This is a genomic window from Azonexus hydrophilus, assembly GCF_038368255.1.
GTDB classification, from domain to species: Bacteria; Pseudomonadota; Gammaproteobacteria; order Burkholderiales; family Rhodocyclaceae; genus Azonexus; species Azonexus hydrophilus.
Genome location: NZ_CP151406.1, coordinates 704,282 through 719,670, shown reverse-complemented (window position 1 = coordinate 719,670; position 15,389 = coordinate 704,282). Strand labels below are relative to the sequence as shown.

20 protein-coding genes are annotated in these 15,389 nt (G+C 54.9%); 7 read left to right on the top strand and 13 right to left on the bottom strand.

Going from position 1 to position 15,389, the window contains the following annotated elements; translation table 11 throughout:
- Positions 1-2 precede the first annotated feature (2 nt).
- From AADV58_RS03505 to AADV58_RS03480, 6 genes are all read left to right on the top strand, one after another.
- Entirely contained in the window at positions 3-260 is a 258-nt protein-coding gene (locus tag AADV58_RS03505; RefSeq protein WP_341744103.1) for a hypothetical protein, read from the top strand.
- 76 nt (positions 261-336) lie between these two features.
- A complete protein-coding gene (locus tag AADV58_RS03500; protein ID WP_027458824.1) occupies positions 337-585 on the top strand; it encodes a hypothetical protein in 249 nt (82 codons plus the stop codon).
- A gap of 44 nt (positions 586-629) precedes the next feature.
- Positions 630-851: a hypothetical protein gene (locus tag AADV58_RS03495; RefSeq protein ID WP_341744102.1), complete on the top strand. Its 222-nt coding sequence runs from the start codon at positions 630-632 to the stop codon at positions 849-851.
- 128 nt (positions 852-979) lie between these two features.
- The gene (locus tag AADV58_RS03490) at positions 980-2,176 is read left to right on the top strand and encodes an IS256 family transposase (RefSeq protein ID WP_341743058.1); all 1,197 of its coding nucleotides are present in this window, start codon (positions 980-982) and stop codon (positions 2,174-2,176) included.
- Between the two features lie 249 nt (positions 2,177-2,425).
- On the top strand, positions 2,426-2,974 hold the full coding sequence (flgB, locus tag AADV58_RS03485; RefSeq protein WP_341744101.1) for a flagellar basal body rod protein FlgB: 549 nt from the start codon (positions 2,426-2,428) through the stop codon (positions 2,972-2,974).
- Entirely contained in the window at positions 2,971-4,278 is a 1,308-nt protein-coding gene (locus tag AADV58_RS03480; protein ID WP_027458814.1) for an HD-GYP domain-containing protein, read from the top strand. Before flgB ends, AADV58_RS03480 begins: the two co-directional genes overlap by 4 nt.
- Before the next feature lie 9 nt (positions 4,279-4,287).
- On the opposite strand, the gene copK is transcribed toward AADV58_RS03480, so the two are convergent.
- From copK to AADV58_RS03425, 12 genes are all read right to left on the bottom strand, one after another.
- Positions 4,288-4,566, bottom strand: a complete 279-nt coding sequence (gene copK / locus AADV58_RS03475) for a periplasmic Cu(I)/Cu(II)-binding protein CopK (protein ID WP_341744100.1) — start codon at positions 4,564-4,566, stop codon at positions 4,288-4,290.
- Positions 4,567-4,679: 113 nt separating this feature from the next.
- Positions 4,680-5,072: a CzcE family metal-binding protein gene (locus AADV58_RS03470; RefSeq protein ID WP_027458812.1), complete on the bottom strand. Its 393-nt coding sequence runs from the start codon at positions 5,070-5,072 to the stop codon at positions 4,680-4,682.
- A 578-nt stretch (positions 5,073-5,650) separates the two neighbouring features.
- The gene (locus AADV58_RS03465) at positions 5,651-5,731 is read right to left on the bottom strand and encodes a hypothetical protein (protein WP_341744529.1); all 81 of its coding nucleotides are present in this window, start codon (positions 5,729-5,731) and stop codon (positions 5,651-5,653) included.
- Complete coding sequence (locus tag AADV58_RS03460) at positions 5,698-6,006, bottom strand: hypothetical protein (protein ID WP_341744564.1); 309 nt, start codon at positions 6,004-6,006, stop codon at positions 5,698-5,700. Before AADV58_RS03460 ends, AADV58_RS03465 begins: the two co-directional genes overlap by 34 nt.
- Before the next feature lie 161 nt (positions 6,007-6,167).
- Positions 6,168-6,647 carry a hypothetical protein gene (locus AADV58_RS03455; RefSeq protein WP_341744099.1) on the bottom strand — a complete coding sequence of 160 codons (480 nt, stop codon included), beginning with the start codon at positions 6,645-6,647 and terminating at the stop codon, positions 6,168-6,170.
- Positions 6,648-6,737: 90 nt separating this feature from the next.
- Positions 6,738-7,181 carry a periplasmic heavy metal sensor gene (locus AADV58_RS03450; protein WP_341744098.1) on the bottom strand — a complete coding sequence of 148 codons (444 nt, stop codon included), beginning with the start codon at positions 7,179-7,181 and terminating at the stop codon, positions 6,738-6,740.
- Complete coding sequence (locus AADV58_RS03445) at positions 7,178-7,648, bottom strand: anti-sigma factor family protein (RefSeq protein ID WP_341744097.1); 471 nt, start codon at positions 7,646-7,648, stop codon at positions 7,178-7,180. Before AADV58_RS03445 ends, AADV58_RS03450 begins: the two co-directional genes overlap by 4 nt.
- Entirely contained in the window at positions 7,641-8,228 is a 588-nt protein-coding gene (locus tag AADV58_RS03440) for an RNA polymerase sigma factor (protein ID WP_341744096.1), read from the bottom strand. The genes AADV58_RS03445 and AADV58_RS03440 overlap by 8 nt, the downstream gene beginning before the upstream one ends.
- Positions 8,229-8,497: 269 nt before the next feature.
- Positions 8,498-9,418 carry a cation diffusion facilitator family transporter gene (locus AADV58_RS03435; protein ID WP_424243840.1) on the bottom strand — a complete coding sequence of 307 codons (921 nt, stop codon included), beginning with the start codon at positions 9,416-9,418 and terminating at the stop codon, positions 8,498-8,500.
- Positions 9,405-10,049, bottom strand: a complete 645-nt coding sequence (locus tag AADV58_RS18620; protein ID WP_223879684.1) for a cytochrome c3 family protein — start codon at positions 10,047-10,049, stop codon at positions 9,405-9,407. The genes AADV58_RS03435 and AADV58_RS18620 overlap by 14 nt, the downstream gene beginning before the upstream one ends.
- Positions 10,050-10,123: 74 nt before the next feature.
- The gene (locus AADV58_RS03430; RefSeq protein WP_150430604.1) at positions 10,124-10,711 is read right to left on the bottom strand and encodes a hypothetical protein; all 588 of its coding nucleotides are present in this window, start codon (positions 10,709-10,711) and stop codon (positions 10,124-10,126) included.
- Positions 10,711-11,970, bottom strand: coding sequence for a 2Fe-2S iron-sulfur cluster-binding protein (locus tag AADV58_RS03425; RefSeq protein ID WP_341744094.1), 1,260 nt, complete (start codon positions 11,968-11,970; stop codon positions 10,711-10,713). Before AADV58_RS03425 ends, AADV58_RS03430 begins: the two co-directional genes overlap by 1 nt.
- Before the next feature lie 479 nt (positions 11,971-12,449).
- Between AADV58_RS03425 and AADV58_RS03420 the strand changes: the two genes are divergently transcribed.
- Positions 12,450-13,469 carry an IS110 family transposase gene (locus AADV58_RS03420; RefSeq protein WP_341744093.1) on the top strand — a complete coding sequence of 340 codons (1,020 nt, stop codon included), beginning with the start codon at positions 12,450-12,452 and terminating at the stop codon, positions 13,467-13,469.
- Positions 13,470-14,406: 937 nt separating this feature from the next.
- Here the strand turns inward: AADV58_RS03420 and AADV58_RS03415 are convergent.
- Positions 14,407-15,045 carry a hypothetical protein gene (locus tag AADV58_RS03415; protein ID WP_150430601.1) on the bottom strand — a complete coding sequence of 213 codons (639 nt, stop codon included), beginning with the start codon at positions 15,043-15,045 and terminating at the stop codon, positions 14,407-14,409.
- Positions 15,046-15,389: the final 344 nt, after the last annotated feature.

Here is a 15,389-nt window from a genome sequence, read left to right as displayed (position 1 = left end):
CGATGATGAGTTCGTCGGGGTCGGTGCGCTGGCAAGATTCTTCCGGCAAGGCCATTGCCTGTACGGAAAAAATCAAGGTGCTCAATGAGAACCTGGATGAACTTCGCCAGATGGCCCAGGATGCGCTGGAGGACGGAATTTTGATGGGGTGTTGCGAACGGCAATTGCGCGATGCGCTTGCCGACGCAATCGTGCATTTGGTGAATCCGTATTTGGCCATGCTTCCTGAGAACAATGTAATCGACAAGTCACCTTGTTGACAGTGACAGAAGCACAAACTGAATCTGTCCATTCGATTCGGACCGTTGAAATCCCCAAAACTCAGGAGTCAAGATCATGAAAGTTTCCTCCCTCATTGCCGCCGTTCTGTTTGCTGGCACCACGATGACCGGCGTCGTCTTCGCCGACGAAAAGGCCGCTGCGCCGAAGGCTGCCGAAGGACAGGCTGACAAGGCTGCTTCCAAGCCACATTCCCATGTCCAGGAAAAAACCGGAATGCCGCAAAGCATGCCGGATGCAAAGGCTGACAAGCCGAACGCAGCCAAGGACAAGAGCAAACATTTCCATCCGCGAGATGGAAAGTAACTGCCCAGTAAAGGCCTCGGAATCGAGGCCTCGGCATTTCAGTCATGGATATCCACAAACCGGCAGAGCACGGCGATCGATGTGTATGTCGCACGCTGGCGCTTGCGGTCGGCAGTGACCCGAAGCTGCTGACCTACAACTATTGTCGAACGGTGCTTCAGAAACGCTGGATCATCGAATGCAATCATGGATGCCTGGCAAAGCCGGCCGTAGCAAACAGCGATCTGAAATGGCATGGCGTGGCGGTGTCCCGCGGAGTGGTGTAAGAGCGGAAGGTGTTGAGTTTGCCGTGGTGGCCCTGCAGGGCCACCACGGCGGGCGCAATCAGGAGGTCATCGGAGAACTCCGGTAAGGTTGGGTTTGCGAATCTCAATCTCTACTGAGGAGTAAACCGATGACCCAAGACAGAATGCAACTTTCCGAGCTGCTTGAAAAGGCCGGCGCCGACGATATCGTGCGCGAGATGATCGGCTTTGTGGCCCAGCGCCTGATGGAGCTGGATGTCGAGAACCGCTGCGGCGCCAGCCATGGCGAGCGTTCCGAGGCGCGAACCAATTCCCGAAACGGCTTTCGGGATCGCGCGTGGGATACCCGCGCCGGCACGGTGGCGCTGCGCATCCCTAAGCTGCGCTCCGGCAGCTACTTCCCGCCCTTCCTGGAACCACGGCGGACCGCCGAAAAGGCGCTGGCGGCCGTTATCCAGGAGGCCTACGTGCAGGGCATCTCGACGCGTTCGGTCGATGATCTGGTCCAGGCTATGGGCATGAGCGGCATCTCCAAGAGCCAGGTCTCTCGCCTCTGCGCCGAGATCGACGAGCGGGTGCAGACCTTCCTTGCCCGTCCCATCGAAGGCGACTGGCCCTATCTGTGGATTGACGCCACCTACCTCAAGGTACGTCAGGCCGGAAGAATCGTTTCCGTCGCCGCCATAATCGCCATCGGCGCTAACAGCGATGGCCGACGCGAAGTGCTTGGGCTGCAGGTCGGCGCCTCTGAAGCCGAACCCTTCTGGACTGAATTCCTGCGCAGCCTGTCGCGTCGCGGCCTGCGCGGCGTCAAGCTGGTGATCTCGGACGCCCACGAGGGCCTGAAAGCTGCTGTACGCAAGGTGATCTCTGCAACCTGGCAGCGTTGCCGGGTACATTTCATGCGCAATGTCCTGGTTCATGCGCCGACCAACCAGCGTCGCATGGTGTCTGCCCTGATCGCCACCATCTTTGCCCATGAGACAGAAGCTGCGGCACGGGACCAGTGGCGAACCGTCGCTGACCAACTCCGTGAGCGCCTGCCAAAGATCGCCCGGCTGATGGATGATGCCGAGGACGATGTGCTCGCACACATGGGCTTTCCTCGCGAGCACCGGAGCAAGATCCACAGCACCAATCCGATTGAGCGGCTCAATGCCGAAATCAAGCGCCGTACCGACGTCGTCGGCATCTTTCCCAACGAAGCGGCCATCTACCGCCTGGTCGGCGCCCTATTGCTTGAACAGAACGACGAGTGGGCCATGCAGCGACGTTACATGACCCTGGAAACCTTGGCCGAGGTCGGCGACAATCCCGCCGTCAGCTTGTCCGCCGTGACCCTCTGACTGGCAATCCAACCTCACCGGAATCCATGACTTCCTGATTGCCTCTTACACCACGAACGGGGACACGATCCATGGCGTCGGCCAGATTGATCCGGTGAAGGCCATCCTGATCATGAACGAGTAATCAGTGTCATGGCTGGAGCCCCTCCTATCCCACCGGCAATTCCCCCATCTACTTCTGTTCAAGGAGGGCACGAGGGACATAGTGCGTCCTCGGGGGGGGCCAACAACGGAGGGTTTTCCGAGGCCTTGAATCAGGCGATTGTTCAGCAGGCAAACAACCCAGTGGTCAGTCATGGCAATCATGGCGGACAAGGTGCCGGGGTAGTTGGGCACACTGGGCATTCTTCCGGAATGGCCTCCAGCACGGCGTCAGCCCATCCCAATCACTTCACAGTTGGACAAGGCGGTCATGCCGGTCACATTTTTCAGCAGAAAATGCTGGGTGTTCGTGTCTATCGGCAGCAACTCCTGGCCTCGAACATCGCCAATGCCGATACTCCAGGTTATAAGGCCGTTGATATTGACATTGAAGAGGCTGCCAAAATCGTTCAAGGTGCCTCCTCATCGTTGCCATTGACGAGCACGGCTACCGGACATCTCTCGGGCACCGGGCAAACATCACCATTCCCACTAAAGTATCACGTACCTTACCAAGCGGCTACTGATGGCAACACGGTGGAAATGGATGTCGAACGACAGAAAATGGCTGAAAATTCGTTAATGCACCAATTCTCACTCGATCGCGTCAGCAGCCACTTCAAGCACTCCATGGAACTGCTACAGAATCTGAAATGAACGCTATTCAACTGCCCCAGACACACCGGCAATTGCGCCGCATGTTGGCGCGGCGCCTCGGTATAGGTGCGCTCCTGGTTGGCAGTCTCGCGGGAGGTCTTGCCTACTGGGTCGAATCGTATCGCGTAGAGCAGCGCACCCTTGAACGCGCCATAGCGGGGGTCAGGCATTTCGAGTCGCCCGCCATGCAAATGGCGGTCGGCGGGGATAAAGGAGATAGCCATTCCGCGATTTCGCAGTTGCTAACCGATGAGTTTGTCGGGATTCGAGTTTTTTCGCCCAATACGGAGATGGTGTTTGATGCTTGGCGGTCACTCCCCGAGTCGCTGAAAGAGATCGCCCGACAACAGCGCCATCCATGGCCGCCAGCTCCAGGCAGCCATAGCAAACGATTTTCGGTGGCTGGCGAAGAACTGGTTCAGGTCATTCTGCCGATGACCACCAGTGATGGCCGTCTTGCAGGCTATGTCGAGGGAATCAGCCTGGTGTCCCGCTCGGCACTGCAAGAGAGAGAACAACAGATTCGCGGGGCTGCGCTGACGGCCTCGATATCAGTATTCGCGGCAGCGCTGTTGCTTTACCCGTTAATGTCGGGATTGCTGGGCCAAACGGTGGCATTGTCGTCTCGACTCCTGGAATCCAATCTTTCGCTGCTGCGCTCCCTTGGAAACGCCATCGCCAAGCGTGACGCAGATACCGACGCCCATAACTACCGGGTTACCTGCTATGCGGTCTCACTTGCCGAAGCACTGGGTGTTGGCAAGGAAACCATTGCCGAACTGGTGCTGGGCGCCTTTCTGCACGACGTTGGAAAAATCGGCATTCCGGATCAGATTCTGTTGAAACCGGGACGGCTGACCAGCGAAGAATTTCAGGTCATGAAGACCCACGCCATGCTCGGCATCGAGATCGTCGCCGGCAATCCCTGGCTGGCTGGCGCAGAGAAGACCATCCGGCATCATCACGAACGCTTCGACGGGAAAGGGTATCCGGATGGGCTCATTGGCGAGGCAATACCGTTGGCCGCACGGATTTTTGCCCTGGTCGACGTGTTCGACGCATTGACCTCTGTTCGCCCGTATAAACCAGCCTTGTCATTGGAAGAGACGTTGAGCATCATGGAACGGGAAGATGACCAGCATTTCGATCCAAAGATTCATGCCGTTTTCCGGCAGGTTGCTCCGGTGCTATACGCACAAGGCCAATCCAGAGATCATGCCCAATGGAGTCAGGAATTGAAGGCGATGCTTGAACGGTACTTCAAAATGAAAACGGCTCCCAAAGGAGCCGCCGAATTCGAGTGATGCGGGAAATTAACCGCGATGGTATTTGTGCAGCAATTCGTCAACACGCCAGATTTCGTTTCCGTTCATGATGATTTTTTTGCCGTCCTTGGTTTCCATCACATGGCCAGATTCCATATAGGTTGCGCGACCAACTTTGTCTTCCATACCCATCTTGCCGTCTTTGAAAATATAAACAGTCGAACCGTCCTTCAACTCAATGGACTTCTCGACTTGAGAAGCATCAACTGCGTAGGCGGTAACACCCAGGGAACTCAGGGCCACGATTGCGAGCATCTTCTTGAACATTTTCATCTCCTTATGAATAGGTGCTGTTGTACTGCGATATCAATATTAAGGAATCGATCCTGACAATTTGCCAACGGCTAGGTGACAATTGCATCACCTGGCCGTCAGGTTGATCAGCCGCCCTGATAGGCAGGGTTTTCGGTCACGTAGACGGTGATGCCGTCGGCTCCCGATATGATCTTGGAAAGTGGAAACGGCGCGGTCCCCAGCGTATCGAAGGTCCAGACGACGCTCTTGCCAGCGACGTTGATCTTGATGGTCTCCAGACGCGTGACGTTCAGATATTTGCTACCGCTGGACAGAGTGACCTCTCGGTCGGCGTTTTTCGTGGCCGTGTAACCAAACGAAGCCAGTTGATTTGCCGTCGGTGCGCTCTTGGTTTCTGAAACGTGGCTCAGCCAATGGTTGGTGCCGGCCTCGGAATAATCCTCGTGAGCGTAGCTCGTTCCAGCTGCAGCGAGGCTGATCGCAGCGATAAGGGCTAATTGGGAAAATTTCGTTTTCATGGTTCTCTCCTTGTGACATCGGGTTAATCGTGTCGGACTCATTTCGTCCAACCGTGATGTCATCTTAGGAGTCCGATACCAACAGGACGCTGACCCCCGCGTTACATTTTTGAAAGCTTTTCGCCGGAAATGGTCAGGGAGAGAGGTGCCCGTCGCTTTCGCACCAACGTTACTTGGTTTTTCTGTCGAACCAGAGTTTGTTAGATATAAATGCTGCCGTTCCTCGCTTCTGCTTACTGCGCGGCAGGTAACCAGCAGTTTGCTGACCGAAGAGTGAAGTGATTCGAACGGCCGGATTGGCCGATCAGCCGACTTTGCTCGCTGTCCGCTCGTCGGCCTTAACTGCCGTTCAGCCATCGCCAGATGAGCGACAGGTGTAGTGGGGTCAGCGGACTTTCAGGCCAGCACTGCGGGGCAGCTCAGCTTTCCTGGCTAGCGAACGCGAACTCCCGACCCAATCTTCGCGGATCTCTTACTTGAGTGGTCGTTAGCAACCATCCGGCTCAAATACAGCACAAATCGCAGCAGAAAACCGTTTCCAAGGATATGCCCATAACACTTCTGGTCGTCTATAACCCCTAACCACGAATCATGATCAGCAGCATCTTGAACCCGCCCATGGGATTTACCGCGTGCGGGATATTGGCCGGCAGCAGCAAGCTATCGCCCTCTTCCAGTGTATGGCTAACGCCGCCCACCGGAACTTCAGCACGGCCTTCACACCTATTACCAAGGCATCGTAAGGAGCGGTATGCTCGCTAAGACCCTCATTGCCGTCAAAGGCAAACAGGGTAACGTTGCCAACTGGATTCTTGATCAGCATCCGGCTGACGACTGCCTTCTCCTGATACCGAAGCAGCTGTTTAAGGTTGCGTACTTCAGGGACTGCATTTTCCGTACTCATCGCTATTATCTCCTTGGAGTAGGCAGACATTACGCATGGCTGCTAACCTCGGATAATCATTCATATGCTTTCATGATGAGCGATTGGAAAATGCCTCCAATCGCTCATCTGAAGTGGCACCGTAGAATCGCCCGCCTTGGTTTCCTCAATGCGGTCCGACAGTGCGTTCTGTCCTAAAGCCGTCGCAATTCTCAGTGCTCGATCGGCCGGAATCCTGCATCGTCGAAATACTTGCCGTAGTTATCGAGGGCGTCAATAACTTTGACTGCGCCGTCCACACGTTTGATCTGCTTCACCTTGCCGGCCATCTCCTCGGCGCCAGCCAGCAGGTCTGCGACGATGATGTGAAGCTGGGCATCGGCGGCTGGCGGAAGCGTACAGCTGGCGACAATCTGACCGACAGCGCCTTCCACCTGTTTAGCCAGCCCATCGTAGGACTTGGCCGACATCTTATTTTCGTGGATCGCGTGCAGCGAGGACGCCATCGACTTACGAATTTCCCCCATGGCTGTTCGCAGCGGAGCATCGGTTTCCCATTTCTTGCCGGCGTTGAGTTGCAGGGTGGCCGACACCGAGCTATGGCCATGATCGTGTGCATCGCTCACGGCCAGCGATGGGCCGGTGGCAGCAAGGAAAAGGACAGTCAGAGCGGCAAGGATATAGGGTTTCATGAGCATAATTCTCCAGATGAATAAAGGTTGATGGGAACAAGCGTCAGCTACTCACATCCATTCAACGTTCGTGGGGCGCAAATGTTCCCGTCAGTCGCGGTGAAGGCGCTCGACGCCTGAGGGGCCTGCCGGCTGAGCAAGTAGTAATGCAGCGAGCCGTTCGCGTTGTGCAGCATCAAGTAACGCTCGCTCCCTTAGCAGTTGCTCGATTACCCGTTTTTGCTGAATCTCCTGCAGCGCCGCGATAGCGATGCGTTCGGCATCAATCTGGGCGAGATCGGGGGACTCGGCAAAAATGGCACGGATCATCCGGCTGCGGCGTGCCTCGATTGCCGTCGTAACGTCGGCGAGTTGGACAAGAAAATTTCGCTCTGCCTCGTGCCAGTGACGGGTCTGCGTTACATCGAGTTCGAGGTAGCGCGGTAACCCCGGAAAGGCGTCGGTGTTCAATTCCCGGTATGCGGCTGCACCGAGTACCCCGACGTTAATCAGGACAGAAAAAGCGAGCAGGGTTCGTAGCAGTTGTGGCTTCATTTGATCACTCCTGTCTTGTTGGGATATTCGGCATAGCAGCTGTCCAGACCGAGGCAGAGTCCGCCTGGCGGGATCGAATCGAATACGCTCATGGCCGTCTCTCGCGGTAGGGCGGCACCGCCACTAAATAGAACCCCACCAATGGCGATGCCCAGCGCGATTGAGACCGTGGCCCCAATTCCCGCAGGCAGCAGGCCAAGCCAGCCTAGCGTAGGTGTCCGCCGGTGCGACCTGGCAGGTCCAGGAAGCTGTCCCGCTATGACGCTGGCGAGATCGAAACCAAGGCTATCTTTGGGTAACTGGGCGAAGTCAGCGGACAAGGCGGCAAAGTCGGCGAGGCGCTTTGCGCAAAGCGGACATGCAGCGATGTGCGCAGTAATACGGAGGCGAGCAGGAGCAGGAAGCTCTGCATCATGATAGGCGGACAGGTCGATGTCAGTAGCGTGGACTTCATGTGGATCAGTCATCTGGACTCTCCCCGGCGTAGTGACGGAAATTGGTAAGGGCTGCAGCACGTGCTCGGGCAAGGCGTGACTTGACCGTTCCTTCGTTGATCCCGAGTATTAAGGCGAGCTCCGCGTAACTCATGTCCTCTAGTTCACGGAGCAGGAGGATTTCGCGCTGATCAACTGGGAGCGTGTCAATGGCGCGCTGAAGCAAGCTAATGCGCTGCCGGTCGGAAAATTGTTTCTCAGGAGATGGTGTGTAATCTTCCACTATGTCGAGGGAGGGATCAGCGTCGAGCGATACGAACTCAATACGCTGCCGGTGCCGCAGCAGGTCGAGAGCCGCGTTACGTGCTATTTGGAACAGCCAGGTAGTGAAGCGCGCCTCAGGTCGCCAATCCGGTAACGCCTTCCAGGCCTTCAGGAAGGAATCCTGGGTCAAGTCCATTGCCTCGTCACGCGTACCAAGCATGCACAACAGGAAACCAAACATGCGATCCTGATGGCGGCGCACCAGACCTGCGAACGCTCGCAGGTCGCCAGCACGGGCTGATAAGGCCTGCGCCATGTCTGCATCGCCTATTCCGGTTTTGTCGTCCATCCCCGTTTTTTCCTCGTCGCTCCAATGACGAAATTCGCATTGAGTCGCTTATGAAACGCCCGGCGGAAATAAATGTTCCATGCTTCTCCATTACGGTCATCGAGCATTAGCTGAGGAGAATCAGTAACAGACAGTAGCCGGCCACGAGCAGACTTTCGCCGCCCATACCTTCGCTCTACCGTTGGTAGTGGTGGTCGAACTGCTGCTTGCCGTCTTTGCCGTATTCAAATGCAGATAAATGGAAATACATCCCAGATCCGCTGGCAGACTTACCTTTGTCTATCCAATGCTTCGTCTGCCATGGATAACGGATCATCGATTGGCTCGAGATGTGTCATGACGTGCGCGTGCGGAAATTGTCTGCAAAGTGACGCTTCAATCTCCTCAGAAAAATCATGGGCTCTTTTTACTAACCAATCGCCAGGTACTAACACGTGCAAACTGATAAATACTCGCCTTCCGGCTTGGCGGGTCCGTAGCGCGTGAAAGCAAACCCCTTCTGTATCAAAGGTGGAGAGAACTTGTTCTATCTGAGCGATTTCCGACTTTGGTAGTGCAACATCCATCAAGCCAGACGCAGAACGTCGCATAAGTTGCCAGCCCGTCCATACAATGTTGGCCGCAACCAAAAGGGCAATAACCGGGTCCAGCCAGTTCAGCCCTGTGAGCCAAACCAACGTCACTCCGGCTATTACGCCAACAGAGGTCCAAACATCGGTCATGAGGTGATGCGCATCCGCCTCCAGAGTGATCGACTTATGCTCGGTACCCGCTCGAAGCAATACTCTTGCAACGCCAAAGTTTATGATCGATGCAAGCACCGAAACCAAAAGGCCAATACCGACCGCTTCCAGTGGCTGTGGATGTATTAGACGCTCGACTGCTGTGTAGCCGATGCTCGCCGCTGCAACGACAATTAGAAATCCTTCAAAGGCACTCGAAAAATATTCGGCCTTATCATGACCATGTGGGTGTTCCGCATCCGCTGGCATGATCGCAATGGAGAGCATCCATAGCGCCATCAAGGCACCTGCCAAATTAACGAACGACTCAATCGCATCCGACAATAGACCGACGGAGCCGGTCAGCCACCATGCAACCCCTTTGAGCAGAATGGTCGCAACCGCAGCCGCAATCGATATGAAGGCGTATCGGCGCAGGTCAATCGGGCCTCTGCTAGTCATCTTCACGGCGATTTCCTCCCGGCATTCGGATGTCGTGCTCATCCGCACTTCGATGGCATTCAACGCAGTTTTTATAATCTCGAATACCTTCTTCAATGTGCTCTCGGCGAATCTTTTCAGGGGTGTGTTCGTGGCAACCGTAACAGGTGTATTGGCTGTAGTCGTTTCGTACATGGCACGTCACACACTGAACACTGTGGTCGCGGTCAAGTACGAAGAATTTGTCGTGATTGAACGTGGCCGGTGTCCACCTTTCCTGGCTGTGGCATTGAGCGCAATTACCGGTAATCTGCTTGTGTAAAGAATCAGCCGGCGGTCTATGGCATTCTTGACACTGCTCACGGGTTGCGGCCTGCAAGAGCGCATGGCTGAAGTGTCCATGTATCTTGAAGCGCTTCACGCCAGCATGATCGCTATGACACGCCACACAATCTTGTTTCGTCAGCTTTTGATGAAATGCCGTTGAGGTCAAAGGCTTCTGAATGGGTTGCCCTTTGGTATCTAGCCGACCGATATCATCTGACTTGTGACAGGTTGTACAGCGCTCCGAAGAGGCTCCTCGAAGTCCTGCATGGCAGGCAAAGCAATCAGTCTCTAATTGCCGATGTCCAACGATGAGCTTTCCGGGGCTAACCATCAAATGTGGATAGGCGAACGTTAGGACTACCAAGACAAGCAGGTTGGTAGCGATCACCCATTTGACAATGCGATTCATTGCCAGCCCCAGAATAGAAATACGCTAATGATGTGACCAAGACTCAGCACGGCGAAAACGATAAAAATCGGGATATGAACTTTGCGCCACTGAGTCATTGCATCAAAAGTCACTGAATCCCAAAAAACTGCTTGCTCGACTTCAGGTCGAGATAGACCGCGCAATTGGTAGCTGTCACGTTGTGACTGAACGTGTTCGCGGGAGCGTTGCAGCAGCATCTTGCCGACCAACCCGCTAATGACATTGATACCCATGGCCACAGTGGCCAGCCAAGGAAGAATGGCGTTGAAGTGAATGCCTGCATGAATCAGAACTAGCAATGACCCAAGCCAGGCAGCCAGTTCATGCATATTCAGATAGCTCTTCGGATTCCCCGTCTTGATGTATTTCCGCTTACGTAGTGAATACATCAGGGATCCGATGATAAGTATCGTTCCAGGAATGCCCAAGTATCGTCCGACCCACACCAGATTCAATCGGTGCAAGAGGTAATCTCCGGCAAGCGTCAAAACACCAAGGAGCAACACCAGGAAAGCAAAGGGCAGGATGTGCTCTCGCCAAAGGGTGGAGGGAAAAATTGGCATCAGGCCTCCAGAACGACGTCAGTGACAGGGATGCATACGCAGAGCAGACAGTTACCAGGCTCTGAATCGAAGTCAGGCGAATGTGAAAACTTCACCTCTCCACTTTGAATTCGCGTTTCGCAGCTACCACAGCCACCAGCACGACACCCCGACTCAACTTTTACCCCGTTGCTTTCTGCAAACTCCAGTAGGCTGTTGGACGTGCCGTCCCAAATGAACTGTTTGTTAGATTTGGCGAAGGTCACCATCACAGTTTCGGTACAGCTCTCGGAAACCTTCGGCTCGATGGATGATTTGCGTTTTATCGACGCAGGTCCGAATGCTTCAAAATGAATTCGTGAGTCCGGAACTCCCCAGTCTTCAAGGGCATCGACCAAGCTTTCCATCATCGGCGTCGGACCGCATATATAGAAATCGAACGGTTTCAGCGGTAACTCTGTCCTTAACAGCGCGACATCAATACGACCCCTATGGTGAAAATCGCGCGCCATCATGTCACCCGGTAGCGGCGCGCTAAAGCAGATGTGCAGCTTGAAATTCGGGTGTTGGGCTGCGAGCGCCAGAAGATGCGCCTTCATAATCACTTCAGCGCTATTTCGCACGCCGTAAAACAGCCAAACTTCACGTTCAGGCTGGTGATTCACGATCCAGTTGAGCATGCTCAACATCGGTGTGATACCGATTCCTCCGCCAATCAGTACAACTGGAGAGGCTTCGTGGTTGAGATAAAAATGTCCTGATGGAGCCCGAACTGCCAATGATGTGCCTACGTGTACATGGTCGTGGAAAAAATTGGATGAGCGGCCAGGAGGTAGGGAGGTGCCGTTAGGCGTTGGGACGCGCTTTATCGAAACCCTGTAAGTATCATGAGCAGGCGAATCCGAGAGGGAGTAGCAACGGATGAGTTCTTCCGCCGTGCCTCCTGGAGTCGGGATGGCCAGTTTGAAGGTAAGAAACTGTCCTGGCTTGAATACGGGAAGTGACTGCCGATCCTCTGGACGTAGATAGAAGGAGCAAATGGCTCCGTTACCATCTTCAAGGGTTTTCTGAATAACCTTGAAAGTCCTGAATCCTTTCCAGCCCTCGGAAGCAGTGTCAGTCTGCAAACTATCGGACAGAGTTGCAGGACTCTTGCCATTGGCCTGATCCTGCAACGATATATAGCGCTGCCAGTGGCGCCAGAAGACAATGCCCAGCCAAAGTGCCAGCTGAACAACAATGCCCAAGGCTATCCACAGGAGGAGCATGGCTGAGGTCATATTGCTCTCTATTGGTTCAATGGCAACATGCCAAATTGATTGGCCAGTCTAGCGTAGTGACCTTAGCTGAGTCTTAAGGAAGAAGAGTTAGACCAAGTTCAGGCAAAAACACACATAGCCAAACCATGAAGAGGGAAATATTCCCACAAATAAATTGACTGTATTCAATTAGACGGCCCCTCTATGCATAATTTGCTGTTCTACCGGCTGAGACAACAGACCATTTAGCCGAACGATGCCGCTAAGAATTTGAGTGGCTTTCAGGGGGCCTTAAGCTTCAGCAAGTACATTGGGCAGGAACAGAAAACAATTCCTCTCTGCTATCGCCAATGCACAAAACAAAATTTCTCGTCAAACGATCGCGCCACGAACGAATGAAAGGGACTTCCCCGTCCCGAGGTAGCGGCGGAAGCCGCTGGCAGCAGTTGCTGACATGATTGAGTTTCCACACCAAATCATTCGTTCGAAAGGGGAAGTCCATGAATATTGTCACCGTAGGCATCGATCTTGCCAAGAATGTATTCGCTTTGCATGGCGTTGACCAGTATGGCAAAGCCATTTTTATTAAACCGAAAGTAGTTCGTGGCCAATTGCTCGAAATGGTCGCTCAGCTGCCGCCTTGTCTGATCGGCATGGAAGCCTGCTCTGGTGCGCACCACTGGGCAAGAGAGTTCAGCCGCTTCGGCCACACCGTGAAGTTGATGGCTCCGAAGTTCGTGGCGCCGTACCGGATGAGTGGCAAGCGCGGGAAGAACGATGCCGCTGATGCCGCCGCCATCTGTGAAGCTGTCACTCGGCCGAACATGCGCTTCGTACCGGTCAAGGACGTCGACCAGCAAGCCATTCTCTGTCTGCACCGCACCCGGCAAGGCTTTGTCGAAGAACGCACCGCGCTCTATAACCGCTTGCGCGGCCTGATCAGTGAATTCGGCATTGTCCTGCCGCAGAAGGTGGAACCCCTGCGCCGGGAAATCGGTGCCCATCTCGAAGTACTCCCGGGCTGGGCGAATCGCTGTGTCGGCGACCTGCTTGCACACGCCGACCGGCTCAACGAACGCATCGACGAGTACGACAAAGCCATCGCCCAAGCCGCCAAACAAGACTACCGCAGCCGACTCTTGATGCAACTCCCGGGCATTGGCCCAACCACAGCCAGCGCCCTGGTCGCCAGCCTGGGCGGCGGTCACGACTTCAAGAACGGTCGGCAGCTCGCCGCCTGGGCCGGACTTGTTCCTGGCCAATACAGCAGTGGCGGCAAAGCCCGGCTGGGCAGGATCACCAAAGCTGGAGATGCTTACTTGCGCAGTCTGTTGGTGATGGGCGCCCGATCCGTTCTAGCTGGACTCGGCGACAAGCAAGACCGGTTCAGTCGTTGGGCCAGGAACCTGGCTGAACGACGGGGTTACTGGAAAGCGGCGGTCGCCATCGCCGCCAAGAACCTGCGGCTGGCCTGGGCGGTCATGCACTACGGCGAAGATTTCCGACTCGCCACTGCGTAAGCGGCGGAAAAGCAAAAGCGTCTGTAGGAAAAACAGGAAAGGAATCACCGGCCGTTCGCTGGCGGCCCAAGACCAGCGAAGCACTGCAGCGTTGATGTGAAGCGGGTTGGACCCGCGCGGGGAGAGCCTGATTAACTCCAGGGGAGGCAAGCGACTCCCGGCTAACGAATGAGGCCCCCGCGCGCGTCTTTCATCAGGGTCCGGGCAAAAGCCCAGCATGACCGGTTGTAGTACCGCAGTCCTTCACCTTCTCGCACCGACACGGCAGGGTTCGATGAACAGAGAGAATTCAGGAACAGGAATGAAACGATAAAACTTCAGAACGCTTGCGGAAAATGGGGAAGCCCTTGTAGAAGCGGGTTGGACCCGCGCGGGGAGAGCCTGATTAACTCCAGGGGAGGCAAGCGACTCCCGGCTAACGAATGAGGCCCCCGCGCGCGTCTTTCATCAGGGTCCGGGCAAAAGCCCAGCATGACCGGTTGTAGTACCGCAGTCCTTCACCTTCTCGCACCGACACGGCAGGGTTCGATGAACAGAGAGAATTCAGGAACAGGAATGAAACGATAAAACTTCAGAACGCTTGCGGAAAATGGGGAAGCCCTTGTAGAAGCGGGTTGGACCCGCGCGGGGAGAGCCTGATTAACTCCAGGGGAGGCAAGCGACTCCCGGCTAACGAATGAGGCCCCCGCGCGCGTCTTTCATCAGGGTCCGGGCAAAAGCCCAGCATGACCGGTTGTAGTACCGCAGTCCTTCACCTTCTCGCACCGACACGGCAGGGTTCGATGAACAGAGAGAATTCAGGAACAGGAATGAAACGATAAAACTTCAGAACGCTTGCGGAAAATGGGGAAGCCCTTGTAGCGAGTTAAGGACCTTGGACCTCCGGAAGAGGGCGAGCGCAGAGTAACCCCAGAGCGGCAGGTAGTAGTTTTAGGCGTCAGGATCCAAAGCGCTTGTTGTTGGGATTAAGTTGGTTCGCATGGTTGTTCAGCGCATGACGATGGGCGTCATTATTGGGGTTGAGGCTATTGCTGCGGTCATTATTGCTATTGAGCAACAATTGTTCGTTTAGGTAATAACCATGGGAGCCAAGGCCCAAATTGACACGCACATCGACAATGTTGACACCGGAATAAGGCCTATCCAGCAAGTAAAGGTAGTTCCAGATGTCATCTTTGTCACCGATGTCGATATCCACGTTAGCGCGTTTGGCCGTAACAAAGGGATCCAGTTCGCAAAGACAACGAGCGCCAGGACGGGATTCATCACAATGGCTGCGTAGTAATACCGGCTCAACCCTACCCAACATGTCGCAAAGTTCCTCTACCGTTTTGCATTGGTGCAGTCTAGGGCTACCGCCGGCTACCCAATGGCTTCGCCGGCGATGCGACGTAGGCATGAGACGCGTTTTGTGGATGCTGGCCAGCATGGTGACTTGCTTCCAGCTAAGGTAGCCAGCTTGTTGAGCGACAGCCTCCAAGGATGCGGCGAGTGGTAAGCCGGTAGTGCCGCGGTGTTGCTTGGCCTGCCGCTTAAGCTTTTCTAACGCGGTGGCACTGATGGTGTTGGTTTGCATACGTTCTCCATGTCGTAACGCGGAAAAGCAGTGCCCATTGCCGCTACCCGCAAAACCATGGGGAAGACGATTGCAAAACAAAAAAATGTCGTTCCGGCGAACCAGATGAGCCTAGATGGGCAGCTCGCATCGACTTGTGCGATGGGCAAATTATACCGAGCAATGGTGTGCAGGCAAGAATTGCCATACAACATGGCGCAGAAAAATACCTACATACTCATTTGGCAGCGTTCCTTCGCTCTTAGCCGGGGAGAAATTCGACATAGCACCAGAAAGCACTCACTCACCGGAACCACGGATCTGGCTACACCGCTCCACGCTACTAACGACGTTTCCATTGAGCA